This is a genomic window from Streptomyces venezuelae (assembly GCF_008642355.1).
Taxonomy (GTDB): domain Bacteria; phylum Actinomycetota; class Actinomycetes; order Streptomycetales; family Streptomycetaceae; genus Streptomyces; species Streptomyces venezuelae_B.
Genome location: NZ_CP029193.1, coordinates 5,488,371 through 5,513,086, shown reverse-complemented (window position 1 = coordinate 5,513,086; position 24,716 = coordinate 5,488,371). Strand labels below are relative to the sequence as shown.

The following is a 24,716-nucleotide window of genomic DNA, read 5'->3' as shown; positions in this document are numbered from 1 at the left end:
CCCTGGCCCAGAGCCGAGCGAGGGAGAGCTCCACGTGACCATCGCGCCTGCCGAACCTGCGTCAGCGCCGGTATCGCAGCCCACCGACAGCACCGCGGGTACCGACGCGCCGGGGACCGCGCTGCTGCGCACCCTGACCGACCTCACCGCCGACCTCCCCGACGCCGACCCCGGCAGGGTCGCCGCCGCCGCGCTGCGCGGCCGCTCGGCGCGGGCCGACGAGGCGGAGCTGCGGACCCTCGCCACCGAGGCGGCCGCGGGGCTCATCTCCGAGGACCCCGCGTACTCGAAGCTCGCCGCCAGGCTGCTCACGCTCTCCATCGCCGCCGAGGCCGCCTCCCAGGGCGTGCGCTCCTTCACCGAGTCGATCGCCGTCGGGCACCGCGAGGGCCTGATCGCCGACCGCACCGCCGACTTCGTGGCCGCCCACGCGGCCCGCCTCGACGCGCTCGTGGACGCCGCACTCGCCGACGGCGCCGACTTCCGCTTCGGCTACTTCGGCCTGCGCACCCTGCACAGCCGCTACCTGCTGCGCCACCCGATCACCCGGCAGGTCATCGAGACCCCGCAGCACTTCATGCTGCGCGTGGCGAGCGGCCTCGCGGAAGACGAGAGCGTTCGCGCCGTCGACGAGGTCGCCGCGCTGTACGGCCTGATGAGCCGCCTCGACTACCTGCCGTCCTCGCCCACGCTCTTCAACTCCGGCACCCGCCACCCGCAGATGTCGTCCTGCTACCTCCTGGACTCCCCGCAGGACGAGCTCGACTCCATCTACGACCGCTACCACCAGGTCGCGCGGCTCTCCAAGCACGCGGGTGGCATCGGGCTCTCGTACTCCCGCATCCGCTCCCGCGGTTCGCTGATCCGCGGGACGAACGGGCACTCCAACGGCATCGTGCCGTTCCTGAAGACGCTGGACGCCTCGGTCGCCGCCGTGAACCAGGGCGGGCGGCGCAAGGGCGCGGCCGCGGTCTACCTGGAGACCTGGCACTCCGACATCGAGGAGTTCCTGGAGCTGCGCGACAACACCGGTGAGGACGCGCGCCGCACCCACAACCTGAACCTGGCGCACTGGATCCCCGACGAGTTCATGCGCCGGGTCGCCGCCGACCAGGAGTGGTCGCTGTTCTCGCCCTCCGACGTGCCCGAGCTCGTCGACCTGTGGGGCGAGGAGTTCGACGCCGCCTACCGCAGGGCGGAGGCCGCCGGACTCGCGCGGAAGACCATGTCGGCCCGGGACCTGTACGGCCGCATGATGCGCACCCTCGCGCAGACCGGCAACGGCTGGATGACCTTCAAGGACGCCGCCAACCGCACCGCCAACCAGACGGCGGAGCCCGGCCACACCGTCCACTCCTCCAACCTCTGCACGGAGATCCTGGAGGTGACGGACGACGGGGAGACCGCCGTCTGCAACCTCGGCTCGGTGAACCTCGGCGCGTTCGTCGAGAACGGCGGCATCGACTGGGAACGGCTCGACGAGACCGTCCGCACCGCCGTCACCTTCCTCGACCGCGTCGTCGACATCAACTTCTACCCGACCGAGCAGGCCGGACGCTCCAACGCCAAGTGGCGCCCGGTGGGTCTCGGCGCGATGGGCCTCCAGGACGTCTTCTTCCAGCTGAAGCTGGCCTTCGACTCCCCCGAGGCGCGCGCCCTGTCCACCCGCATCGCCGAGCGCATCATGCTCGCGTCGTACGAGGCCTCCGCGGACCTCGCCGAGCGCCACGGGCCGCTCCCGGCCTGGGAGAAGACCCGCACCGCGCGCGGCGTCCTGCACCCCGACCACTACGGCGTCGAGCTGACGTGGCCCGAGCGCTGGGCGGCGCTGCGGGAGCGCATCGCCGCGACCGGCATGCGCAACTCGCTGCTGCTCGCCATCGCGCCGACCGCGACCATCGCGTCCATCGCCGGTGTGTACGAGTGCATCGAGCCGCAGGTCTCCAACCTGTTCAAGCGCGAGACGCTGTCCGGTGAGTTCCTCCAGGTCAACGCCTATCTGGTGGAGGAGCTGAAGCGGCACGGCCTGTGGGACGCGAAGACCCGTGAGGCGCTGCGCGAGTCCAACGGCTCGGTGCAGGACTTCGACTGGGTGCCCGCCGAGGTCCGCGCGCTGTACCGCACGGCGTGGGAGATCCCGCAGCGCGGCCTGATCGACATGGCCGCCGACCGCACCCCGTTCCTCGACCAGGCGCAGTCGCTGAACCTCTTCCTGGAGACGCCGACCATCGGCAAGCTCTCCTCGATGTACGCGTACGCCTGGCAGCGCGGCCTGAAGACCACGTACTACCTGCGCTCGCGCCCCGCGACGCGCATCGCCCGCGCCGCGGGCGGCGCGAACGCCGCGGCCACCGCCCCCGTCCCCGCCCAGGCCACGGCCGAAGACGCCGTCGCCTGCTCCCTGGAAAACCCCGAGTCCTGCGAGGCCTGCCAGTAATGAGCACGACGACCAACAGCGAGAAGAACCTCCTCGACCCGGGCTTCGAGCTGACCCTGCGCCCCATGCGCTACCCCGACTTCTACGAGCGCTACCGGGACGCGATCAAGAACACCTGGACCGTCGAGGAGGTCGACCTCCACTCGGACGTCGCCGACCTCGCCAAGCTCAGCCCCGGTGAGCAGCACATGATCGGCCGTCTCGTCGCGTTCTTCGCGACCGGCGACTCGATCGTCTCGAACAACCTGGTGCTGACGCTGTACAAGCACATCAACTCCCCCGAGGCCCGGCTCTACCTGAGCCGTCAGCTGTTCGAGGAGGCCGTGCACGTCCAGTTCTATCTGACGCTGCTCGACACCTACCTGCCCGACCCGGAGGACCGCGCGGCGGCCTTCGACGCGGTCGAGGAGATCCCCTCGATCCGTGAGAAGGCCGAGTTCTGCTTCAAGTGGATGGACTCGGTCGAGACGCTGGACCGTCTTGAGACGCAGGCCGACCGGCGCCGCTTCCTGCTCAACCTCATCTGCTTCGCCGCGTGCATCGAGGGCCTCTTCTTCTACGGCGCCTTCGCGTACGTGTACTGGTTCCGCAGCCGCGGTCTGCTGCACGGCCTGGCCACCGGCACCAACTGGGTGTTCCGCGACGAGACGATGCACATGAGCTTCGCCTTCGACGTGGTCGACACCGTCCGCAAGGAGGAGCCCGAGCTCTTCGACGACGCGCTGCAGCAGCAGGTCACGGACATGCTGAAGGAGGCGGTCGAGGCCGAGCTGCAGTTCGCCCGCGACCTGTGCGGCGACGGCCTGCCCGGCATGAACACCGACTCGATGCGCGAGTACCTGCAGTGCGTCGCCGACCAGCGTCTGCAGCGCCTCGGCTTCGCGCCGGTCTACGGCTCCGAGAACCCCTTCTCGTTCATGGAGCTGCAGGGCGTCCAGGAGCTGACCAACTTCTTCGAGCGGCGGCCCTCGGCCTACCAGGTCGCCGTCGAGGGCTCGGTCTCGTTCGACGACGAGTTCTAGACGCGCACGGGTGTGCCCGCCCCTGTTCCGCTGGACAGGGGCGGGCACACCGCTGGGTCAGCGCGGAGTGGCCCGCAGGACGAGCCGCTTGGGGTGCAGGGTGATGCCGACCTGGGTGCGGGCGTCGGTCTCCCGCACCGGCCGAAGACGCCACTTCGGCGCCACCGTCCCCAGGATCAGGGCGAGTTCGGCCAGGCTGAAGTGGTCACCGGGGCACTTCCTGTTGCCGACGCTGAACGGCATCATGGCGAACTCCGGTACGTCGGCGGCCCGTTCCGGATTCCACCGGTCGGGGTCGAACTCCAGGTGCCGCTCGAAGGAACGCGGGTCGCGCTGCATCGCGTACACGCTGTAGACGATGTCGGCGTCCGCCGGAATCGAATAGCCGCCCAGATCGGTTTCGGCCACCGACCGGCGCGTGAATATCCAGGCGGCCGGCCGTATGCGCATCGCCTCGGTGACGACATTGCGGAGGTGCGGCAGCTCCTTGAGATCGGCGAATGTGATCGCGCGATCCGGGGCCACGGCATTTACCTCTTCAACCAACCGCCTTTCCTGCTCGGGGTGTTCGGTCAGCAGATGGAACGCCCACGCCAGCGTCGACGCCACATTCTCCGCACCCGCCACGACGAGCGAAACCACGTTGTCGTGGATCTCCCGGTCGGTGATGGGCGCCCCGGTTTCGTCCGTGGCCCGCAGCAATTCGGTGAGCAGGTCGTCCGGCGCGCCGGGTCCCGCCGCGCGGCGCTCCGCGATGATCTCGTCGACGAGGGCGTGCAGGTCGGCGAGCGCGCTCTCGAAGCGCCGGTTGGCGGGGGTCGGCACGCGGTGGAGCGGGCCGACCGAGAGCACCATCCTGCGGTAGAGCCCGTCGAAGACGGTGTGCAGGGATTCGGCGATCCGGTCCGCCTTGTCCCGAATCGAGTCGACCTCCAGGAGGGAGCGCGAGACGATGCGCACGGCCGTGCGGAACATCTCGGCGCTCACGTCGACGGTGGCGCCCGGCTGCCAGCGGGCCGCCGTGGCGCGGGCCTCCTCCTCCATCACCTTGGCGTAGTCGGCGATCCGCTCGGGCCGGAACGCGGGCTGCATCATGCGGCGCTGGCGCCGGTGCAGCTTGCCGTTGCTGGTCGCCACGCCCTTGCCGAGGAGCACTTCCAGGGTGTCCCAGAGGGGCCCGCCGACGATGTACTCGGGGTTCTTGAGCATGGCGCCGACCAGTTCCGGGTCGCACACCACGTAGGCCGTCCTGGGTCCCAGCCTGATCCTGACGAGATCGCCGTGGTCACGGAGCGCGGAGAGGAAACCGAGCGGGTCGCGCACCAGGTTCCAGGCGTGGCCGAGCACCGGGGCCCCGCCCCGGACGAGGGGCGGGGTGCGCAGCGGCCCGGAGCCGGGAGCGGGGGGCGCGGGTATCGCGGATTCGACGCTCATTCCTCACCTACCAGTTCGTTTTCCGCCAGGGACTCTTCCGTCACATACGGGGGCATGGACCTGTCGTCCCAGCTGTCCACCCGATAGCGGCCGGATTCGTGATGGAACCAGTAGACGGACGAGAACCAGTTCCGCATGTTGAATACGCAGGCTTTCACCGCGTCCGCGAGTTCGGTTCCTCCGTCGCCGCCTTCCGCCAACTCATCGGCGAACTGCAGCACTTCCCGCTCCGCTTCCAGGAATTCCTTGACGCATTCGGTGACGCGCCTGTGCACTTCCCGCACCGCTTCTTCCAGCGTCATTCCCTCGTGCTGGATGAGGCTGATCCCGAGATTGTGCAGTTCGTCTCCCGCGAGTTCTTTCGGGAGGGAGCACAAGTCGTTGTACCAGGCCGAGAAATCCTGGGTCGCCCGTGCCGCACGCCGGTAGGCGGGGTGCTTGCGCACCGGGTCCGGCAGCTCGTACCGCGCGGTGGGCTCCAGGAGGTCGATCCACGCCCAGTGCGCGAACGTGAGCCGGCGCAGTTCTATGTACGCCTCGACCGTCGGCACGGTGCCGCAGCGCCGGTTCCTGAACTCCTGGTCGTACGCGTCGATCACGGGGTGGAAGTGCCGGGCGAACCTGGCGTTCCAGCTGGGACCGAGGAACGAGTACAGACGCAGCACGCAGTCCGCGAAGCCGGCGACCAACGGATCCTTGTGGTGCCGGTACCGCCGGGGCTCGTCGAGCGTGCCGTGCAGGCCTTGGCAGAGCTGTTGCCACTGGGCCGCCCTGCCGTGCACGGAGTCCCTGTCGTGCCGGTCGTCCCACGCGAAGAACCAGCTGCTGAGGTCCGCTATCGCGGTCAGCAACTCGTCGGGCGCGCCAATGTAGTACCCGGCGACCAGATCCGTGTAGCAGAGGCTGTCCGCGTACCGTTCGACCTTGTCCGGGGGCATGAGCCGCATTTCACGCAGCCAGGTCCTGGACTTCTCCTGAAGCTTTGGCCAATACGGATGCAGACGGCGAGGGAACGCTGCTTCGATCATCGGAACGGCCAGTGCCCGCGGTACCGAAACCACGGGTGAACGTGGCCGGGTGTACGGATGTGTCTGTGAAGTGCTCCCGGAATATGCACGCACGAACAAACCCCTTTCAGCCGCCTGAGGACACGCGCCCCTCTCGCCGTACCGGGCGCGCGCCGTTGCGTATCCCCGCGCTTTCCATTCAGCACCACAACTGACCGTTCAGGGAACAGATTTGCGCCATTCACTACCCCCGGGTGCCGAGAACATCCCCTTACGTGACTGAATATGGATCACCGGCAGCTTGATCTGCTCGCACACGCGAGCGGCTACGCCAACGGCCCCTGGTCAGGAGAGAGTTCCTGCACCAGGGGCCGTTCGCGTCACGCGGTTCCCGCCCCTCCCGGGGGCCGCGGGAGTCAGCCGTTGTCCACCACGGGGTAGCGCGGGGTGCCTTCTTCCATCTGGCGGAGCGCGTCCTTGCGCTCCCGCTTCGAGAGGCGGTCGATGTACAGGTATCCGTACAGGTGGTCCGTCTCGTGCTGAAGGCAGCGCGCGAAGTAGCCCGTGCCGCGCACCTTGATCGGATTGCCCTTCTGGTCCTGCCCGGTCACCTCGGCGTAGTCCGGGCGGGCCAGCGGGGCGTACGCGGTCGGGACCGAGAGGCAGCCCTCGCCCGAGTCGTCCAGGCGGCGCTTCTCGGCGGGCAGCTCCTGGAGCACCGGGTTGCAGACGACACCGACGTGGCGCACGCCGTCGTCGTCCATGCAGTCGTAGACGAAGACCTTCAGGTCGACGCCGACCTGGTTGGCGGCCACACCCACGCCCTGAGCGACGCGCTGGGTCGCGAACATGTCGTCGATCAGGCTGGCGAGGTCGTCGTCGAAGGACGTGACGTCCTTGCACTCCTTGTGCAGCACCGGATTGCCGACGACCGTGATCGGCCGGGACGTGCCGCGCTCGCGGTGAGCCGTCTCCCGCTCCTCGCAGTCCTCGGTGTCGATGACGAAGCCCTCGTCGTCGACGGGGAGCACGCCGCCCCCGTCGATGGCCTGCTGCTCAGTGTCCTGCGCCATGTCCGCCGTACGCCTTCCTTGGAACCCTCAAGAGTTTGTGCCGGTACAGCCTACGGCGAAGTGTCAGCAGACCTCTTCGAGATCCCGCCAGTCACGGGAGTCCGGACTGTCCGCCACCCAGCCGTCCAGCAGACCGCGCACCAGCGCCGCCGGCGCCGCCAGACCGCACTCGCGCTCCGGCACCCAGAGCGCGCCGGGGCTGCGGTGGCCGAGCGGCCCCGGGTGGCCCGGCTCGCTGTGGTCGTGCGGATCCAGGTGCTCGCCGTCACCCTCGTCGCTCGGCATCCGGGACTCGGAGCACATCCGGCACAGCAGCCGCACGGACGACGACCAGTCCTCGGCGGCGAAGCCCGCGTCGGCCGCGAGCCGCTCCAGGGCGTCCCTGTCGTCCTCAGTGGCGGCCTCCAGGAGGACCACCCAGGTCGGCACGGGTGAGGGCGCCCACAGCTCGATCTCGTCGAAGACGGGATACGAGTGCCCGTCGCCCGTCGTCCGCTCGCCGTGCGGGACGCCGTCGTGCAGCACGACCTCGCCCCAGCGGCGCCCGGAGGAGGGCAGCGGAATGGACAGGACCTCCATGCGGGCCGGGTCGAGACGGCGGCCCCACACGACCTCGGCCTCCCCCTCCGGGGAGAGCCGCACGGCCGCGCTGCCCAGCTCCATGCCCGTCGGCTCGCCCGAGGCGGCCACCCCGCCGGGCACCCTGAGGCCGTACGCCTGCCAGGCGCGGCGGGCCAGGGGCCAGTCCTGGAGCGCGGTCGCCGCGATGCCGACGTTCCACCAGTCGGGGGCGCCCGCCGAACGGTCCAGGAGCGCCACGGCACGCAGCCCGGCGGCCCGCGCCTGTTCCCAGTCGTGCCGGAACTTGTGCAGCAGCGCCAGGTTGAACCAGGACTCGGACAGCCAGGGTTCGAGATCCGCCGCACGCGTGAGCAGCGCCCCCGCGTCCTCGTACCGGCCGTCGCCGATCAGCGTGAACGCGCGGTCGGTCGCCTGCCGCCATGAGGCGGAGGGCCGGTGCCGTCCCTTGCCGAAGATCCTCACGATTCCCGCCTGATTCCCGCCTGCCACGTATTTCGTAGGTCGCTCGTCGTGGGGCGCGGCGTCGGGGGCCGTACCCCCGTGCGCCCCATTTCCTGTCTTCTTCGCATCCAACCACGGACGGTCGGACAGCCGCTCATTACCCATGGGTTACCCAGCTCGGCGCGAGGTAAGGCCATGGGTGAGGCCGTCCCTCGACAGGACGCGCGCCAGGGACTCCACGACCTCCGGCTGGTAGTCGTGGCCCGTGGCCAGCCTGAGGCGCTCCAGGGCCTTGAGCGGGCCGTCCAGCGCCCCTGAGGGTCCTTCTCCCCGCGCCATCTCGTCGTACGCGTTCGCCGTCCGCACAATACGTGCGGTGAGCGGCTGTTCGCGGTACGGGTCGGCCTGCCGCTCCACGACGACGGCGACGGCGGCGTCCACCCCGGTCTGGCGGACCACGGCACCGCCGAGCAGGGCTATTCGGCGCTGTTCCGCCTCCGGGAGCGCGGCGGTGGCCCCCTCGGGGACGGGGTCGACCAGGGAGAGCTGTCCGATGTCATGCATGAGCGCCGCGTGCTCCAGGACAGTGAGGTCCGACTCGCAGAGACCGAGATCACGCCCGACGGCCCGGCTCAGCCCCGCCACGCGGTGCGCGTGGCCCTGCGGGGTGTAACCGGCGATCTCGGTGGCCCTGGCCAGGGAGGCGATGGTCTGCCGGTAGGTCGCGCGCACCGCCGCGTACCGCCGGAAGGAGAGCTGCGTGAGCAGCAGCGGGAGGCTGAACACGGGGAGCGCCCACAGCCCCGCCACGGCCACCGCGAGCGCCATCACGGCGCCGCTCGCGCAGACGGCGGAGCCGATGCCGAGCAGCGCCCGCAGCTCCTCGCGCAGCAGCGGCCCGAACGGCCACCTCGTGCGGGCGCGCGCCGTCACGGCCGCGAGGACGGCGTCGCAGAGCGCGGTGAGGACGAGCAGGGCGACGATGACGAACGGGAAGTACGGCCCGTGTCCCACCCACTCGCCGAACTTGCCCGCGTTGTACAGCGGTTGGAAGCACGCGGCGGCGAACCCGACGGTCAGCACGCGGCGCGCCATCTGGTCGAGCGTGGGGCCGCGGCCGAGCGCCACGTTCGGCACCGCGCCGACGAGGGAGGCCGCGACGACGACGGCCAGCACCTGCAGCACTCCGTGGTGCGTGGCATGCCCGGCGTTCTCGCCGAGCAGGGCGTACGCGAGGGCCCCGGCAGCGCCGAGCGGCGCGGGCTCCCTGTCCTCTCCGCTCCCCCACCGGGCCAGCTCGCCGAGGGCGATCAGGACGCCGAAGGCGAGGGCGGCCCGGCCTTCGGTGATGCCGTGCCAGAGGGTCCAGACGAGGGAGGCGCAGGCAAGCAGTCCTGCCAGGCAGACGACCGCGCCGGGCAGCCGCGAGGGGGGCTTCACCGGGTCCCCGGGCGCACGGGTGCGGGGGCGGGCGCGGACCGGACCCGCGGCGGCACGGGCGCGTCCTGCTCCGCTCCGCCCTTGCCCGCCCCGCCCGTACCCGCCCCGCCCTGCTCCGGCACGTCCGCCGTGACCTCCGGGTGCCATCCGTACCGCTCCAGGGCGCGGGTGAGCGCCCCGACCATCACGGGGTCGAAGTGCGCGCCCGCGCACCGCTTGAGTTCGGCCACGGCCGCCTCGACGGGCCTGGCCCGTCGGTAGGAGCGGGTGGACGTCATGGCGTCGAAGGCGTCGGCGACGGCCACCACACGCGCGCACTCGGGGATCTGCGGCCCGGTGAGTCCGTAGGGGTAGCCGCCGCCGTCCATGCGCTCGTGATGGTGGAGGATCGCGGCGCGCGCCTCGCCCAGGAAGCCGATGCCGCGCACCATCTCGTGGCCGTACTCGGGGTGGAGCTCGATGATGCGCCGTTCCTCGGGCGTGAGCGGTCCGTCCTTGCGCAACAGCCGGGTGGGGACGCCGAGTTTGCCGACGTCGTGCAGGATTCCGGCGAACCGGAGGACCTCGACGCGGTCGTCGTCCATGCCCAGTTCGCGGGCGATCAGCACAGAGGCGCGGCCGACGCGCTCGCTGTGTCCGCGGGTGTACTTGTCCTTGAGGTCGACGGCCTGCACGAGCGCACGGATGGTGGCCTGGTGGGCGGCGCGCTCGCGGTGGTACTGCGCGAAGGCCCAGCAGGAGACACCCATCGGCAGGAGTACGAGGAGCGCGGCCGCCGGGCCGTACGGGCTGGTCCAGAGCACGGCCATCATCAGTCCTGCGAGGCCGTGCACGGTGACGGGCGCGAGGGAGCGCGGGAAGAGGCCCCGCCAGGCGGTCCGCGCGGGGACGCGTTCGGCGGTCACGAGGACGCCGCCGTCCAGCAGGGTGAGAGCGGCGGAGAAGACGAGCACGGCCGCCCCCGCGGGCCCGAGGACGTACGGGAAGTCGGGGCCTGCCCCGGCCGCGGGCCCGCCGAGTGCCCCGTACACACGCGCCGACGCCCAGGCGGCGAGGGCGAGTCGGGAGGCGCGCCACAGCCGGCGCACCCAGGGGGGCTCCCGGTCGACCCGGGCGAGCAGTGCCCCGGGCACGGCGACGAGGGCGGCGGCGGACGGCGGCAGCAGGAACACCCCGGCGAGCAGGACGGGGAAGAAGGTGCCGAGCCCGCGCGGGACGCGGTCGCCGACGACGCGGGCCCCGGTGATCCGCTCGCACCCGGCGTAGAGGACGGTGAGGAGCGCGACGGCGGCCCAGGAGGGGTGTGCGCCGGGGGCGGGCGCGGCGCAGGCCGCGCCGGCGAGGGCGACGCACAGGATGTAGACGCGGGCCCGCACCGGCACCGACCGCATGGAGTTCTCCTCCCCGTTCCGGTCCGGAGACTAGAACGGCACTCTCCCCGCCTGCGCCCGGCCGCCGTTAATTAGCACGTTCGAGTGACGGAAGGGGACGGGAGGGGAGAGCGGGCCACGCGGTGTTCCGAGGGCGGGGAGAGCGGGCCCTCAGGCCTCGGAGGGGGCCGTGGTGTCGTGGGTGATGTCCTGCTCGGGCACGGCCTGCCCGGAGCGGATGAGGTCGATGCGGCCCATCACCTTGGCGCGCAGGTCGACGGGGACGTCGTCCTGGCCGCAGCAGCGCTTCACCAGCTTCTTGACGGCCTGCTCCAGGCCGTACTTCTCCAGGCACGGAGAGCACTCCTCGAAGTGCGTCTCGAACTTGGTGCAGTCGCTGTCCGGCATCTCGTGGTCGAGGAACTCATAGAGATGGTCCAGGACTTCACTGCAGTCAGTCTCGTGCGGCTCTCCGCAGCTCATGAGCCCGAGCCTTTCGTTCCGTTCGACTCCCCGGCACCCGCAGGGACGAGCCCGCGCTCACGGGCGTAGTCCTCCAGCATGCCGCGCAGCTGGCGGCGGCCCCGGTGCAGTCGGGACATCACCGTACCGATGGGTGTCCCCATAATGTCCGCGATCTCCTTGTACGCAAAGCCCTCTACGTCGGCCAGATAGACGGCGATGCGGAATTCCTCGGGGATCGCCTGCAGCGCACGCTTCACGTCCGTGTCGGGCAGGTGGTCCAGCGCCTGCGACTCGGCCGAGCGCAGACCGGTGGACATGTGGGACTCGGCACGCGCGAGCTGCCAGTCCTCGATCTCCTCGGCGGCACTGCGCTGGGGCTCGCGCTGCTTCTTGCGGTACGAGTTGATGAACGTGTTGGTGAGGATGCGGTACAGCCATGCCTTGAGGTTCGTGCCCTCGCGGAACTGGTGGAACGACGCGTACGCCTTCGCGTACGTCTCCTGCACCAGGTCCTCCGCGTCCGCCGGGTTGCGCGTCATGCGCAGCGCCGCCGAGTACATCTGGTCGAGGAACGTCAGCGCGTCCCGCTCGAAGCGGGCCGTGCGCTCCGCGGCCGTCTCGGACTTCTCCGAACTCTCTCGGGGCTGCTCCGCCTGGCCGTGCTCGGTCCCTGCGTCGGTCCCAGTGACCGGACCCACCTCCTCCAACGACGTGGTGAGGCCGAAAGCAGCCCCACTCGAATCGGAGGATAGACGACGACCCGCACCACGCGCCGCCCGAATAGATGCGGTTTTGGGTGCGCTCAGCACCGTCCACTCCAGGTCAGCGGCGCTGGAGCGGTTCGGGCAGATGGTCGAACCCATGCGGCGGACTCCCTCTCGTACGAACAGCTGTCGACGGCGTCTGCCGTCTGTCCGGCACAACAGAGGTCACGCGCCCAACATTCCCGCCCAGTGGATGACTCCGTCCGTGATGCGCCGCACTGCCTCGTCCTGCCCGATGCCGGCGCGCTTGGGCACGGCGAATCCGTGGTCGCCGAACGGGATCTCCACCAGGTCGTACGTGCCTTCGGGGAACTCGGCGGGCTTTCCGAAGGGGTCGTTGCCGCCCTGCACGACGAGGGTGGGCACACCGGCGCCGAGGAGTTCGTCGGCGCGGGACTTCTCGGGCCTGCCCGGGGGGTGCAGCGGGAAGCTGAGGGCGAGCACGGCGGCGGCGCCCAGTTCCGTGGCGGTGCGGCAGGCGACGCGGGCACCGGCGCTGCGACCGCCCGAGATCACCGGCAGCCCCTTCTTCTCCAGCGTGGGCCAGATGCCGCGCCACCCCGTGTCCAGCGTCTTCGGCGCGGGCGCGAGCTTCTTGCCCGCGACGCGCCAGGGCTGTTCGACGAGGGCGACGCTCACGCCGTGTGCGGGCAGCTCGGCGGCGAGGGCCTGGAGGTCACGGGCCTCGATGCCGCCGCCCGCGCCGTGGCTGACGGCAAGGAGGAGGCGGGCGCTCGGGGCCGGGTGCCAGGTGATGCGCGCCTCACCGGCGTCGGTCGGGATGATCTCGCTCTGCGGTGCGTCCTTGGTCACGTCAGAAGAGTGTGCCCTCTTCGGGTCCGTCCAGCTCCTTCAGCAGCTCCGGCCCGTTGTTGCGCACGTTGCTGACGGCGGTGGAGACCGGGAAGGCCCGCATCAGTCCGTGCGGCGGCGGCTCCAGGAGGGTGCGCAGGTCGTCGACGTCCGTGCGGGACGGGTCGAGCCAGGCGTCCCAGCGGTCCGGCGTCAGCATGAGCGGCATGCGCGGGTGGATGTCGGCGAGCGAGCGCGGGCCCTCGTCGGGGGCGACGGCGAGGGGCGCGGTCTCCGCCTCCGTGGTGATCACCGTGCACGTCACCCACCAGGCGAGGGGGTGCTCGTCGGGCAGGGTCTGGTCCCGCCAGAACTCGTAGAGCCCCGCCATGGCGAAGACCGAGCCGTCGGCGGGCGTCACGAAGTAGGGCTGCTTGCGCGGCCGCTTCTTCTTGCCCTCGACCTCCAGCTGCCGCTCCTCGGGCGCGGTCACCCACTCGTAATAGCCGTCGGCGGGGATGACGCAGCGGCGGGAGGTGAAGGCACGCCTGTAGGAGGGCTTCTCGTGCACGGTCTCCGCGCGGGCGTTGATCATCCGGGCGCCGCCCTCGGGCGTCTTGGACCAGGACGGTACGAGTCCCCACTTCAGGGTGCGCAGCTGGCGAACCGGAGAGGGGTCGTCGGCGTCTTTCAGAGGACGGTCCAGAACCGCGTAGACCTCCTTCGTGGGAGCCACGTTGTAATCGGGGGCGAGGGCCTCCTCCGGCCCGTCCCACTTCTCGATCTCGAAGGTCGCCGCGAGATCCTCGGGCCTACGACTGGATGCAAACCGTCCGCACATACGTGCCAGACTGCCAGACCCACCACCCCCAGAGGAGCCAGTCCCCGCAATGGAAAGCACCGCGAACGCCGACCTGACCGACCTCTGGGACCGCGTCTTCGGCACACAGGCCGCGCCCGAGCAGTGGCTGGTGATCGCGGCGGGTGTCGTGGCTCTCGCGGTCGTCGTCCCGCACGCCCTATGGCGCCTCTCCCGCAACGCGATCACCATCGCGCACGAGGGCGGTCACGGCCTGGTCGCGCTGCTCACCGGGCGGCGCCTCGACGGCATCCGGCTGCACTCGGACACCTCGGGCCTGACCGTCTCGCGCGGCAAGCCCACGGGCCTCGGCATGATCCTCACCGCGGCCGCCGGCTACACCGCTCCCCCGCTGCTCGGCCTCGGCGGCGCCGCGCTGCTCGACTCGGGACGCATCACGGCGTTCCTGTGGATCGCGACGGCCCTGCTCGTCGTGATGCTGGTGATGATCCGCAACGCGTACGGCGCCCTGACGGTGGTCCTCACCGGCGGCACGTTCCTGGTCGTCTCCTGGCTGGCGAACACGGACGTGCAGGCGGCGTTCGCGTACGCGGTGGTGTGGTTCCTGCTCCTGGGCGGTGTACGTCCCGCCTTCGAGCTGCAGTCCAAGCGCAGGCGCGGGGGCGCGGGCGACTCGGACGCCGACCAGCTCTCGCGGCTGACGCACGTGCCCGCGGGGATGTGGCTCTTCCTCTTCCACGCGGTCTCACTCTGTTCGCTGATGGGCGGCGGTCGCTGGCTCCTCGACGTCTGAGCGAGGTCCCTGCCAGCCACTAAAGTGAGGGCATGACCGAAACCCCGGCGCACACCGCCCTCTGGCCCGCCCCGCACGCAAGCGGAGCCGTCACCGCGACGGTCCACGTCCCCGGTTCGAAGTCGGTCACCAACCGCGCGTTGGTCCTGGCCGCGCTCGCCGCCGAGCCGGGCTGGCTGCGCCGCCCGCTGCGCTCCCGGGACACGCTGCTGATGGCGGGCGCGCTGCGCGCGATGGGCGTCGGCATCGAGGAGACCGTGTCGTCGAGCTCGTCCGTCGCGGGCGGTCAGGACGGCACCGGCGAGGCATGGCGCGTGATCCCGTCGGGCCTGCACGGTCCGGCCACGGTCGACGTCGGCAACGCCGGCACGGTCATGCGGTTCCTGCCGCCGGTCGCCGCCCTCGCCGACGGCCCCATCCACTTCGACGGCGACCCCCGTTCGTACGAGCGCCCCCTGCACGGTGTCATCGACGCGCTGCGCGTGCTCGGCGCCCGCATCGACGACACCCGTGGCACGCCCGGCGCGCTGCCGCTGACCGTGCACGGCTGCGGCGCCCTGGAGGGCGGCCGGGTCGAGATCGACGCGTCGTCGTCCTCGCAGTTCGTGAGCGCCCTGCTGCTCTCGGGGCCGGGCTTCAACCAGGGCGTGGAGGTCCGGCACGTGGGCGGCGCGCTGCCGTCGATGCCGCACATCCGGATGACCGTCGACATGCTCCGCTCGGTCGGCGCCCAGGTCGACACCCCCGAGGCGGGCGGCGAGCCGAACGTGTGGCGGGTCACCCCCGGCGCCCTGCTCGGCCGCGACCTGACCGTCGAGCCCGACCTGTCGAACGCGCAGCCGTTCCTCGCCGCCGCCCTGGTCACCGGCGGCACGGTCACGATCCCCGACTGGCCCGCGCACACCACGCAGCCCGGTGACGCGCTGCGCGAGATCTTCACCGAGATGGGCGGTTCCTGCGAACTGACCGAGCAGGGCCTGGTCTTCACCGGGTCCGGGTCGATCCACGGCATCGACGTGGACCTCAGCGAGGTCGGCGAGCTGACCCCCGGCATCGCGGCGGTCGCGGCCCTCGCGGACGCCCCCTCGACGCTGCGCGGCGTCGCCCACCTGCGCCTGCACGAGACGGACCGGCTGGCCGCGCTCACCAAGGAGATCAACGAGCTCGGCGGTGACGTCACGGAGACCTCCGACGGCCTGCACATCAAGCCGCGCCGGCTGCACGGCGGCATCTTCCACACCTACGACGACCACCGCATGGCGACCGCGGGCGCGGTCATCGGGCTCGCCGTGGACGGCGTGCAGATCGAGAACGTCGCGACGACGGCGAAGACGCTCCCGGACTTCCCCGACCTCTGGACCGGGATGCTGGGGAACTGACGGGCGGATCGAGAACCATGCGCCGCTACGGCAAGAACCCCGACGAGGACGACATCCGCGTCCGCCCCAACCGCAAGGGCAACCGCCCCCGCACCCACATCAGGCCCAAGCACGAGGACGCGGCCGAGGGCATGGTCCTCACCGTCGACCGGGGCCGGCTCACCGTCCTGGTCGACGACCGGATCGTGATGGCGATGAAGGCCCGCGAGCTGGGCCGCAAGGCCGCCGTGGTGGGCGACAGGGTCGCGGTCGTCGGGGACCTCTCCGGCAAGAAGGACACGCTCGCGCGGATCGTGCGGATCGCGGAGCGCACCTCCGTCCTGCGGCGCACCGCCGACGACGACGACCCGTACGAGCGGGTGGTCGTCGCCAACGCCGATCAGCTGGCCATCGTCACGGCCCTCGCCGACCCCGAGCCGCGCCCGCGCCTGATCGACCGGTGCGTCGTGGCGGCGTACGACGGCGGCCTCGAGCCCATTCTCGTCCTGACCAAGTCGGACCTGGCCTCCGCCGACAAGCTCCTGGAGACGTACGCCTCCCTCGACATCCCCTATGTCGTCACCAGCCGCGAGGAGTTCACCGACGGCGCGGAGCTCGCGCGCGTCCACGAACTGCTCGACGGCAAGGTCACCGCTTTCGTCGGGCACTCCGGGGTCGGCAAGACGACACTCGTCAACGCGCTGGTCCCGGAGGAGCGGCGGCGCACGACGGGGCACGTCAACGCGGTCACGGGCCGCGGCAGGCACACCACCACCTCCGCCCTCGCGCTCCCCCTGGAGGGCTCGGACGGCTGGGTGATCGACACTCCCGGCGTGCGGTCGTTCGGCCTCAACCACGTCGACCCGTCGCGCGTCATCCTCGCCTTCCCGGATCTGGAGCCGGGGACGGTGGAGTGCCCGCGCGGCTGCAGTCACGACGAGAAGGACTGCGCGCTGGACGCGTGGGTGGCCGACGGGCACGCGGATCCGTCCCGGCTGTACTCGCTGCGCAGGCTCCTCGCGGCGCGGGAGCGACGCGAGGGCGACTGACTTGTCCGTTGTTTGCGCCCCGTCGGCAAAGGTAAATGCATAATCGCACCAAGCCGGATTCAAGCCAGACGAAGCGGCCTCGGGACATGGGCGAGCACGGGAGGCAAGGACATGGCGTGGCTGCTGGTCATCGTCGCGGGAATCCTCGAGACCGGCTTCGCGGTCTGTCTCAAGCTGTCGCACGGTTTCACCAGGCTCTGGCCGACGATCGCGTTCGCCTGCTTCGCCCTCGGCAGCTTCGGTCTGCTGACGCTGGCGCTGCGGAAACTGGACGTGGGTCCCGCGTACGCGGTCTGGACGGGCATCGGCGCCGCGGGCACGGCCATCTACGGCATGGTCTTCCTCGGTGACCTGGTCTCCACGCTGAAGATCGTCTCGATCTCCTTCGTCATCATCGGCGTGATCGGCCTGCAGTTGTCCGGCTCGGCGCACTGAGCGGGTACGCCTCGCGCCTACTTGGCCGCCACCCAGCGCCCGATGGCCCCGCGGACCAGTTCCGCGGGGTCGTCGTCGTTTCCGGCGGGCGCGACGACGTAGGACAGGGCGAGGCGGACGGCGCTCTCGCAGGCGCGGGCGAGGTCGGGGTCCCTGACGCGGCCGCGGCCGCCGAGCGCGAGGACCGTGCGGTCCCGTACGAGGGCGAGGAGCTCCCCGGACGAGGGCACTCCCGCGTCCGCGCGGCGCTGGGCGGGCACCGAGGAGGTCGATCCCGCCGCGCGGCTCGGCGCGGGAAGCCGCTCGCTCCAGCAGCCGGTCAGCGCGGCGCGCACGAGCATGTTGGTGCGGGCGGCGCCCACGGTCCACGCGGCGACGGCGGCGAGGCGGTCGGCGGGTTCGCGCTCCTCGGCGAGTGCGCGTTCGACGCCGTGCAGGTAGCCGTCCGTCTCGCGCCGCAGCAGGGCGCGGGCGAGGCCGTCCTTGCTGCCGAACTCGTTGTAGAGGGTCTGCCGGGAGACCCCGGCGGTGGCCGCCACATCGACCATGCGGACAGCCGGCCACGGCCGTCGCGCGAGCGCCGTGTACGCCGCGTCCAGTAAGGATTCCCGTGCTGCAGGCATCGTCGCCTCCGGGTCAGAGCGGCTCCCGTGCCAGAGTTGACGCGCTCGGCGGCACTGTCAATAGCTCCGGCAGCATGTGCGCGGCGTCCGCGACACGGCCCTGTGGATCGTGTCGATCGAGATCGATACTGTTCACCCATGCCCGACTACCACGATGATCTGCGTCTCGCCCACGTCCTCGCGGACGCCGCCGACGCCGCGACCATGGACCGGTTCAAGGCCCTCGACCTGAAGGTCGAGACCAAGCCGGACATGACGCCGGTGAGCGAGGCCGACAAGGCCGCCGAGGAGCTGATCCGTGGCCACCTCCAGCGGGCCAGGCCGCGCGACGCGATCCTCGGCGAGGAGTACGGCGTCGAGGGCACCGGGCCGCGCCGCTGGGTCGTCGACCCGATCGACGGCACCAAGAACTACGTGCGCGGCGTCCCGGTGTGGGCGACGCTGATCGCCCTGACGGAAGCGGGCGAGGGCGGCTACCAGCCGGTGGTCGGGGTCGTCTCGGCGCCCGCGCTCGGCCGCCGCTGGTGGGCCGCGAAGGGCGGCGGCGCCTACACCGGCCGTTCCCTCACGTCGGCGACGCGGCTGCAGGTCTCCAAGGTCTCGCGGCTCGGGGACGCCTCGCTGGCGTACTCCTCGCTCTCCGGCTGGGAGGAGCAGGGCCGCCTCGACGGATTCCTGGACCTCACGCGGTCGGTGTGGCGCACGCGCGGATACGGCGACTTCTGGCCGTACATGATGGTCGCCGAGGGCTCGGTCGACCTCTGCGCGGAGCCGGAGCTCTCGCTCTGGGACATGGCGGCGAACGCGATCGTGGTGACGGAGGCGGGCGGCACCTTCACCGGTCTCGACGGCAGGCCGGGACCGCACAGCAGCAACGCGGCGGCGTCGAACGGCCTGCTCCACGACGAACTGCTCGGCTATCTCAACCAGCGGTACTGACGGCCGCGCGGTCAGCGGCGCCAACTGACCCCGCCCGGCCCCTTGCTGGCCCCCCGCGCGGCTGCGACTCTATGAGTCCCCCCACTTGTGAACTTGTGAAACCGTTCTCCAGCAGGTAGCGGAGGCAATCCTTCGCCCACCGGGAGGCCGCGGTTTCACCAAGGAGGTGGCTCACGCCCATGCTCGTCCGCGACGCCATGAGCACGGTGGTCCTGACCATCGGCCCCACCCACACCCTGCGCCAGGCGGCCAGGCTGATGTCAGCGCGCCACGTCGGAGCGGCTGTCGTCCTCGACCCCGAAACCTACGGGCTCGGCATCCTGACCGAGCGCGACGTCCTCAACTCGCTCGCCCTCGGCCAGAACCCCGACACCGAGATCGCCGGCACCCACACCACGACCGAGGTCGTCTTCGCCTGCCCGGCGTGGACCCTGGAGGACGCGGCGGACGCCATGGCGCACGGCGGCTTCCGGCATCTGATCGTCATGGACGGGAACGAGCCCGCGGGCATCGTCTCGGTGCGCGACATCATCCGCTGCTGGGCGCCCGACCGGCGCGCGTCAGCCCAGCTCACGGGCTGAGGCCCAGCTCACGGGCCGGAAACACGGCGGCGGGCCGGCCCCCGAAGGGGAACCGGCCCGCCGCCTCTCCACGGCAAGTGGTGCTGGTCAGCCGCGCAGGGCCTGGACCGCGGCCTCCAGCCGCTTGCCGAAGTCTCCGTCGGCCTGACGGAAGTTGTTCACCGCGCGGTCGACGATGTCCTCGCGCGAGACCTTGGCCAGGAAGCCCGACAGGTTGTCGATCAGGCGGCCCTTCTCGTCCTCGGACATCAGGCGGTAGAGGTTGCCCGCCTGCACGAAGTCGTTGTCCTCGGCATGCCGGGGCGTCTCGTGGTTGCCCGTGGCACCGGTGACGGGCACGGGCTGCCACAGCGCCCGGTCCGTCTGGAAGGGGCCGCCGAAGCTGTTCGGCTCGTAGTTCTTCGCGCCCTTGTGGCGGCCGTCGTACAGGAAGCCGTCACGGGAGTGGGTGCGCGCCTCGGTGGCGTGCGGGCGGTTCACCGGCAGGTGGTCGGCGTTGATGCCGACGCGGTAGCGGTGGGCGTCGCCGTACGCGAAGAGGCGGCCCTGGAGCATCTTGTCGGGGGACGGGCCGATGCCCGGCACGAAGTGGGCGGGGCTGAAGATGGCCTGCTCGACCTCCGCGAAGACGTTCTCCGGGTTGCGGTTGAGCTCCAGCTTGCCGATCTCGATCGGCGGGTAGTCCGCGTGCGGCCACACCTTGGTGAGGTCGAACGGGTTGAAGCGGTAGGTCGCCGCCTCCGCCGCGGGCATGATCTGGACCTGCACGGACCAGGTCGGGAACTCGCCGCGCTCGATGGCCTCGCGCAGGTCGCGCTGGTGGGAGTCGGGGTCCTCACCGGCGAGCTTGTTGGCCTCGTCCTGGGTGAGGTTCTTGATGCCCTGGTCGGTCTTGAAGTGGTACTTGACCCAGAAGACCTCGCCGGCCTCGTTGTTCCACTGGAACGTGTGCGAGCCGAAGCCGTCCATGTGACGGTACGAGGCGGGGATGCCGCGGTCGCCGAAGAGCCAGGTCACCTGGTGGGTGCTCTCCGGGCTGAGGCCCCAGAAGTCCCAGACGTTGTCCGCCTCCTGCGAGCCCGTGTACGGGTCGCGCTTCTGGGTGTGGATGAAGTCGGGGAACTTGATGGCGTCCCGGATGAAGAAGACCGGGGTGTTGTTGCCGACGAGGTCGTAGTTGCCCTCTTCGGTGTAGAACTTCAGCGCCCAGCCGCGCGGGTCGCGCACCGCGTCGGCCGCGCCGAGGTTGCCGGCCACGGTGGAGAAGCGCAGGAACGTCTCGGTCTGCTTGCCGACCTCGGAGAGGAACTTGGCGCGCGTCCACTGCGAGACGTCACGGGTGAGCGTGAAGGTGCCGTACGCACCGGCGCCGCGGGCGTGCACGACACGCTCCGGGATCCGCTCGCGGTTGAAGTGCGCGAGCTTCTCGAGCAGCAGCTGGTCCTGCACGAGGACCGGGCCGCCGAGACCCGCGGTCTCACTGTTCTGGTTGTCGGCGACCGGCGCTCCGGCCTCCGTGGTGAGCGGTCCCTGCGTCACGTGCGCCTCCTGCGTCATACCTGCAAGTCCTGTCCTTGGCGTGCTGCCCATGGCGTGCCGTCGGCCCCGCCGTACTCGATCCTACGATAGACTTTGTCTAAGTCAAGCGAGAATCCAAAGTCACACCCGTTCGGGATTTAGGTCCCCTGCTGTTAGGCTGGCTTCCATGAGTGACCTGTTGGAACGACTGCGCGGACGCGGTTGGCGCATGACGGCGCAGCGGCGCGTCGTGGCCGAGGTCCTCGACGGGGACCACGTCCACCTCACGGCGGACGAGGTGCACGCCCGCGCCGCGGACAAGCTGCCCGAGATCTCCCGCGCCACCGTCTACAACACGCTGGGCGAGCTGGTGACCCTCGGCGAGATCCTCGAGGTCTCGACGGACCGCCGCGCGAAGCGGTACGACCCGAACGCGCACCGCCCCCACCAGCACCTGGTCTGCGCCCGCTGCGGCGCGATCCGTGACGTGCACCCCACGGGCAACCCCCTGACCAGCCTCCCCGACTCGGAGCGCTTCGGTTTCACGATCGAGGACGTCGAGGTCACGTACCGCGGGGTCTGCCCCAACTGCGCGGGCGCGTAAGCGCTTTTCCGTACGCCTTGGAGGGCCCGGCACCGTCTTCGGTGCCGGGCCCTTCGGTGTACCCCTTCCAAGATCTGACGGGCCGTCATATTCTCGGCGGCGCCCTGCGTCCGCCTGCCCTCCGCAAGGAGAAGCCGTGGAAGATCCGCACCCGTCACCCCCCTCACCACCCAAACTCCGCGCCCGCGCGGTGACCAGAACCTTCGGCCGGGCCGCGGGGGCGGTGCACGCGCTCGGCCCCGTCGACCTGGACATCGCCCCCGGCGAGTTCACCTGTGTGGTCGGCCCCTCAGGCTGCGGAAAGTCGACGCTCCTGCGCATCGGCGCCGGTTTGCTGCGACCCAGCTCCGGCGAGCTCAGCATCCGCACGTCCGCGCGGCACCCCGTCGCGATGATCTTCCAGGACTACGGCATCTACGACTGGAAGACGGTGCAGGCCAACGTACGTTTCGGCCTCGACATCCAGAAGGTCCCGCGCCGCGAGGCGAACGCCCGCGCCACCCGGTGGCTGACCCGCATGGGCCTCGCCGACTTCGCCGACGCCTACCCCGCCACGCTCTCCGGCGGCATGCGCCAGCGCGTCGCCATCGCGCGTGCCCTGGCGGTGGAGCCCGAGATCCTCCTCATGGATGAGCCCTTCGCGGCCCTCGACGCCCAGCTCCGCACCATCCTCCAGGATGAGCTGCTGGCCCTCACGCAGACCACGGAGACCACCACTCTTTTCATCACCCACAGCCTTGAAGAGGCCATCGTTCTCGGCGACCGCGTCCTGGTGATGTCGGCCGGACCCGGCCGCTTCATCGCCGAACAACGCCCTCCCTTCGACCGCCCCCGCACGGGGGCCGTGCGCTCCGCACCGGAGTTCACCGCGCTCAAGAGCGAGCTGTGGGAGCTGCTGCGGGGCGAGGTCGGCGTCAGGGCGGCCGCATGAGCGCCCTCACGGACAAGGCACCCGGGGACGAGGGCCTCCTGGTGCGGCGCCCCGGCCCTCAGGAGCTGCATCCCGCCCGGACCCACCGCAGGCGCCGCGTCCTGGAGCTGTCGCTCGCCGTGGGCGTCCCCCTTGCGCTGATCCTGCTCTGGCAGCTCGCAGCGGTGAGCGGCTGGATCGACGACCGCGTTTATCCCGCACCCCAGACGATCCTGGAGGACGGCTGGCACCGGGCGGCCGACGGTGAGCTGTGGCCGGACGTGTGGGCCACGCTGCAGCGCGTGCTCGCCGGGTACGCGATCGGCACGGTCGCCGGGTACGCGCTCGGCCTCCTCATGGGCTCCCTGCCCGTCGTACGGGCCGCTCTGGAGCCCACACTCGACGCCCTGTACGTCGTTCCCAAGCTGGCGCTGCTGCCCGTCTTCCTCAACATGTTCGGCCTCGGCGAGGGCCCGCAGATCGCGCTCGTCGCCGCCACCGTCTTCTTCTTCGTCTGGATCTCGACGATGGCGGCGGTCCTCGCTGTCCCGTCCGGGCACCGCGACGCCGGTCAGGTCTTCGGCGCCTCGCCCTGGCAGATGTTCCGCCATGTCCTGCTGCCCGCGTCCCTGCCCGCTGTGCTGGTCGGCGCGCGGATCGCCGCGGGGGTCGCGGTCCTCGTGATCGTCGCCTCGGAGCAGATCGCGGCGGCCGACGGTCTCGGGCACCTCATCTTCGACTCGCGGGCGCTCTTCCAGAACGACGTGATGTTCGTCGGCATCGTCTGCGTCGCCGTCCTCGGTGTCGTCTTCTCCGAGCTGGTGCGGATCGCGGGCCGGCTGCTCACGCCGTGGGCCCCGCGCGACCGGGGCCGGAGCCAGTCGTGACCCACCTGCCCCCGGGAGGCTTCATGCGTACCCGTACGTGTACCGGCGCCCCTGCCCGTACCACCGCTCTCGCGCTCCTCGTCGCGGGCTCGCTGCTTGCGGCTGCGGGCTGCGCGAAGGAGGACGACGCACCACCGCCCGAGCCCGGCAAACCCCGCTCCGTCAGCCCGGTGGCGGGCTGCGGCAAGGGCAGCTGGACCGACCCCGCCGACCTCGCCCCCGACCGGAAACCGGCTCGCTGCTCCGCGGGCGCCCCCGCCCCGAAACCGCTCGCCGAGAAGCGGGACATCACGATCGCCACCGGCACCCTGAGCGCCGAGTACGTGGCACCCCTCCAGATGGCCGTCGAAAAGGGCGAGTTCAAGAAGGAGGGCCTCAATGTCGCCCTCAAGGTCCTGCCCACCCCCGACGCCCTCCCCCTCCTCGCGAAGGGCGACATCGACGCCCAGTGGGCCGCTCCGGATGCGGCCGTGATGAACGGCATCACCAGCGGGTTCGACATCAAGTGGACGGCAGGCAACTTCTCCCCGGACCCCCGCTCCAAGAGTGGCTTGTGGGTACGCCTGAAGGACGACGAGACGGCGGACCACGTCCCGATGGCGGGCCGCACCCTCGGCACGATGATCGGCAAGGGGTCCGTCATCGCGTATCCCATGGGCAAGGCCCTCAAGAAGCACGGCGGCGGGCTCGACGAGATCACCTTCCAGCAGCTCGGCTCGGCGGACGTCCTCACCGCCCTCCAGAACGGCGGCACCGACGCGGCCTGGCTGCTCGATCCGGTGTGGCGCAAGGTCGACGGCGACAAGCGGTTCGCGTTCCTGGGCGGCCAGCCGCAGGCCGAACCGCTCGGCGGCCTCCTCTTCGGACCGAAACTCCTGAAGAAGGACCCGGACGCGGGCGTCGCGCTGCTGCGCGCGTACATCCGGACGGTCAACACGTACTTCGCGGGCGACTACAAGGCCGACAAGGCCTTCGCCGCGGAGCTCGCCGAGCTGCTCGGCACGGACGAGGAGGTTCTGCTGGCCACGCCGTCGCTGCGCATGGACTGGGAGATCCGCGCTGGGACCACGGACCGTCTGCAGGACGCGTACCGCGCGGCGGGCGTCTCGAAGGGCGACAAGGTGCCGGAGAAGAAGGCGGTGGACCGCGAGCTGTACGAGGAGGCAGTAGGCCGCAAATGACAGCCCTGTAAACGAATCGAGGGCCGGAAACCCATTGGCTTCCGGCCCTCGATCTTCAGTAGCGGGGACAGGATTTGAACCTGCGACCTCTGGGTTATGAGCCCAGCGAGCTACCGAGCTGCTCCACCCCGCGTCGATGAACACAACTCTACGTCAGGGCTACGACCAGCGCAAATCCGTTCCCCCACGGG

General features: G+C 70.8%; 24 protein-coding genes and 1 tRNA gene. 12 read left to right on the top strand and 13 right to left on the bottom strand.

The window, feature by feature from the left end; genetic code table 11:
• Window positions 1–34 precede the first annotated feature (34 nt).
• Both DEJ47_RS25740 and DEJ47_RS25735 read left to right on the top strand, forming a co-directional pair.
• The gene (locus DEJ47_RS25740) at window positions 35–2,437 is read left to right on the top strand and encodes a ribonucleoside-diphosphate reductase subunit alpha (RefSeq protein WP_150172075.1); all 2,403 of its coding nucleotides are present in this window, start codon (window positions 35–37) and stop codon (window positions 2,435–2,437) included.
• Window positions 2,437–3,459, top strand: a complete 1,023-nt coding sequence (locus DEJ47_RS25735; RefSeq protein WP_150172073.1) for a ribonucleotide-diphosphate reductase subunit beta — start codon at window positions 2,437–2,439, stop codon at window positions 3,457–3,459. Before DEJ47_RS25740 ends, DEJ47_RS25735 begins: the two co-directional genes overlap by 1 nt.
• Window positions 3,460–3,516: 57 nt before the next feature.
• Here the strand turns inward: DEJ47_RS25735 and DEJ47_RS25730 are convergent, their stop codons facing one another.
• From DEJ47_RS25730 to DEJ47_RS25685, 10 genes are all read right to left on the bottom strand, one after another.
• The gene (locus DEJ47_RS25730; RefSeq protein WP_150172071.1) at window positions 3,517–4,893 is read right to left on the bottom strand and encodes a cytochrome P450; all 1,377 of its coding nucleotides are present in this window, start codon (window positions 4,891–4,893) and stop codon (window positions 3,517–3,519) included.
• Complete coding sequence (gene cyc1, locus DEJ47_RS25725) at window positions 4,890–6,014, bottom strand: epi-isozizaene synthase (RefSeq protein WP_411757263.1); 1,125 nt, start codon at window positions 6,012–6,014, stop codon at window positions 4,890–4,892. Before cyc1 ends, DEJ47_RS25730 begins: the two co-directional genes overlap by 4 nt.
• Before the next feature lie 302 nt (window positions 6,015–6,316).
• Window positions 6,317–6,973: a peptide deformylase gene (gene def, locus DEJ47_RS25720; RefSeq protein ID WP_150172067.1), complete on the bottom strand. Its 657-nt coding sequence runs from the start codon at window positions 6,971–6,973 to the stop codon at window positions 6,317–6,319.
• Window positions 6,974–7,036: 63 nt separating this feature from the next.
• Window positions 7,037–8,017, bottom strand: coding sequence for a tetratricopeptide repeat protein (locus DEJ47_RS25715; RefSeq protein ID WP_055563704.1), 981 nt, complete (start codon window positions 8,015–8,017; stop codon window positions 7,037–7,039).
• 147 nt (window positions 8,018–8,164) lie between these two features.
• A complete protein-coding gene (locus tag DEJ47_RS25710) occupies window positions 8,165–9,436 on the bottom strand; it encodes an HD-GYP domain-containing protein (RefSeq protein ID WP_223828504.1) in 1,272 nt (423 codons plus the stop codon).
• Window positions 9,433–10,827 (bottom strand): HD-GYP domain-containing protein, encoded by a 1,395-nt coding sequence (locus tag DEJ47_RS25705; RefSeq protein ID WP_150172065.1) that lies wholly within the window; start codon window positions 10,825–10,827, stop codon window positions 9,433–9,435. The genes DEJ47_RS25710 and DEJ47_RS25705 overlap by 4 nt, the downstream gene beginning before the upstream one ends.
• A 150-nt stretch (window positions 10,828–10,977) precedes the next feature.
• Entirely contained in the window at window positions 10,978–11,289 is a 312-nt protein-coding gene (gene rsrA, locus DEJ47_RS25700) for a mycothiol system anti-sigma-R factor (protein ID WP_150172063.1), read from the bottom strand.
• A complete protein-coding gene (locus DEJ47_RS25695; RefSeq protein WP_055563701.1) occupies window positions 11,286–11,969 on the bottom strand; it encodes a sigma-70 family RNA polymerase sigma factor in 684 nt (227 codons plus the stop codon). Before DEJ47_RS25695 ends, rsrA begins: the two co-directional genes overlap by 4 nt.
• 231 nt (window positions 11,970–12,200) lie before the next feature.
• Window positions 12,201–12,848, bottom strand: coding sequence for an alpha/beta family hydrolase (locus tag DEJ47_RS25690; RefSeq protein WP_150172060.1), 648 nt, complete (start codon window positions 12,846–12,848; stop codon window positions 12,201–12,203).
• Window position 12,849: 1 nt separating this feature from the next.
• Window positions 12,850–13,668: an SOS response-associated peptidase gene (locus DEJ47_RS25685; protein ID WP_150172058.1), complete on the bottom strand. Its 819-nt coding sequence runs from the start codon at window positions 13,666–13,668 to the stop codon at window positions 12,850–12,852.
• A 49-nt stretch (window positions 13,669–13,717) separates the two neighbouring features.
• Between DEJ47_RS25685 and DEJ47_RS25680 the strand changes: the two genes are divergently transcribed.
• The 4 genes from DEJ47_RS25680 (at window position 13,718) to DEJ47_RS25665 (ending at window position 17,282) form a co-directional block, all read left to right on the top strand.
• A complete protein-coding gene (locus tag DEJ47_RS25680; RefSeq protein WP_150172056.1) occupies window positions 13,718–14,440 on the top strand; it encodes a M50 family metallopeptidase in 723 nt (240 codons plus the stop codon).
• A gap of 32 nt (window positions 14,441–14,472) precedes the next feature.
• Complete coding sequence (gene aroA, locus DEJ47_RS25675) at window positions 14,473–15,819, top strand: 3-phosphoshikimate 1-carboxyvinyltransferase (RefSeq protein ID WP_150172054.1); 1,347 nt, start codon at window positions 14,473–14,475, stop codon at window positions 15,817–15,819.
• 17 nt (window positions 15,820–15,836) lie between these two features.
• A complete protein-coding gene (gene rsgA, locus DEJ47_RS25670) occupies window positions 15,837–16,847 on the top strand; it encodes a ribosome small subunit-dependent GTPase A (RefSeq protein WP_150172052.1) in 1,011 nt (336 codons plus the stop codon).
• A gap of 111 nt (window positions 16,848–16,958) precedes the next feature.
• A complete protein-coding gene (locus DEJ47_RS25665) occupies window positions 16,959–17,282 on the top strand; it encodes a DMT family transporter (protein ID WP_150172050.1) in 324 nt (107 codons plus the stop codon).
• Window positions 17,283–17,299: 17 nt separating this feature from the next.
• Here the strand turns inward: DEJ47_RS25665 and DEJ47_RS25660 are convergent, their stop codons facing one another.
• Entirely contained in the window at window positions 17,300–17,905 is a 606-nt protein-coding gene (locus DEJ47_RS25660) for a TetR/AcrR family transcriptional regulator (RefSeq protein WP_150172048.1), read from the bottom strand.
• Window positions 17,906–18,043: 138 nt separating this feature from the next.
• On the opposite strand from DEJ47_RS25660, the gene hisN reads away from it, so the two are divergent.
• Together hisN and DEJ47_RS25650 are read left to right on the top strand one after the other, a co-directional pair.
• Window positions 18,044–18,844 (top strand): histidinol-phosphatase, encoded by an 801-nt coding sequence (gene hisN, locus DEJ47_RS25655; protein WP_150172046.1) that lies wholly within the window; start codon window positions 18,044–18,046, stop codon window positions 18,842–18,844.
• A gap of 179 nt (window positions 18,845–19,023) precedes the next feature.
• Entirely contained in the window at window positions 19,024–19,425 is a 402-nt protein-coding gene (locus tag DEJ47_RS25650) for a cyclic nucleotide-binding/CBS domain-containing protein (RefSeq protein ID WP_150172044.1), read from the top strand.
• Between the two features lie 87 nt (window positions 19,426–19,512).
• On the opposite strand, the gene DEJ47_RS25645 is transcribed toward DEJ47_RS25650, so the two are convergent.
• Window positions 19,513–20,982, bottom strand: coding sequence for a catalase (locus tag DEJ47_RS25645; protein WP_150172042.1), 1,470 nt, complete (start codon window positions 20,980–20,982; stop codon window positions 19,513–19,515).
• 148 nt (window positions 20,983–21,130) lie between these two features.
• Here DEJ47_RS25645 and DEJ47_RS25640 point away from each other — a divergent pair, with 148 nt between their 5' ends.
• From DEJ47_RS25640 to DEJ47_RS25625, 4 genes are all read left to right on the top strand, one after another.
• Window positions 21,131–21,547, top strand: a complete 417-nt coding sequence (locus tag DEJ47_RS25640) for a Fur family transcriptional regulator (RefSeq protein ID WP_150172040.1) — start codon at window positions 21,131–21,133, stop codon at window positions 21,545–21,547.
• Between the two features lie 136 nt (window positions 21,548–21,683).
• A complete protein-coding gene (locus tag DEJ47_RS25635) occupies window positions 21,684–22,478 on the top strand; it encodes an ABC transporter ATP-binding protein (RefSeq protein WP_150172038.1) in 795 nt (264 codons plus the stop codon).
• The gene (locus tag DEJ47_RS25630; RefSeq protein WP_150172036.1) at window positions 22,475–23,344 is read left to right on the top strand and encodes an ABC transporter permease; all 870 of its coding nucleotides are present in this window, start codon (window positions 22,475–22,477) and stop codon (window positions 23,342–23,344) included. Before DEJ47_RS25635 ends, DEJ47_RS25630 begins: the two co-directional genes overlap by 4 nt.
• Before the next feature lie 23 nt (window positions 23,345–23,367).
• Entirely contained in the window at window positions 23,368–24,525 is a 1,158-nt protein-coding gene (locus DEJ47_RS25625; protein WP_150172034.1) for an ABC transporter substrate-binding protein, read from the top strand.
• A gap of 59 nt (window positions 24,526–24,584) precedes the next feature.
• Here DEJ47_RS25625 and DEJ47_RS25620 read toward each other — a convergent pair.
• Window positions 24,585–24,658 (bottom strand) — tRNA-Met (locus tag DEJ47_RS25620).
• Between the last annotated feature and the right edge of the window lie 58 nt (window positions 24,659–24,716).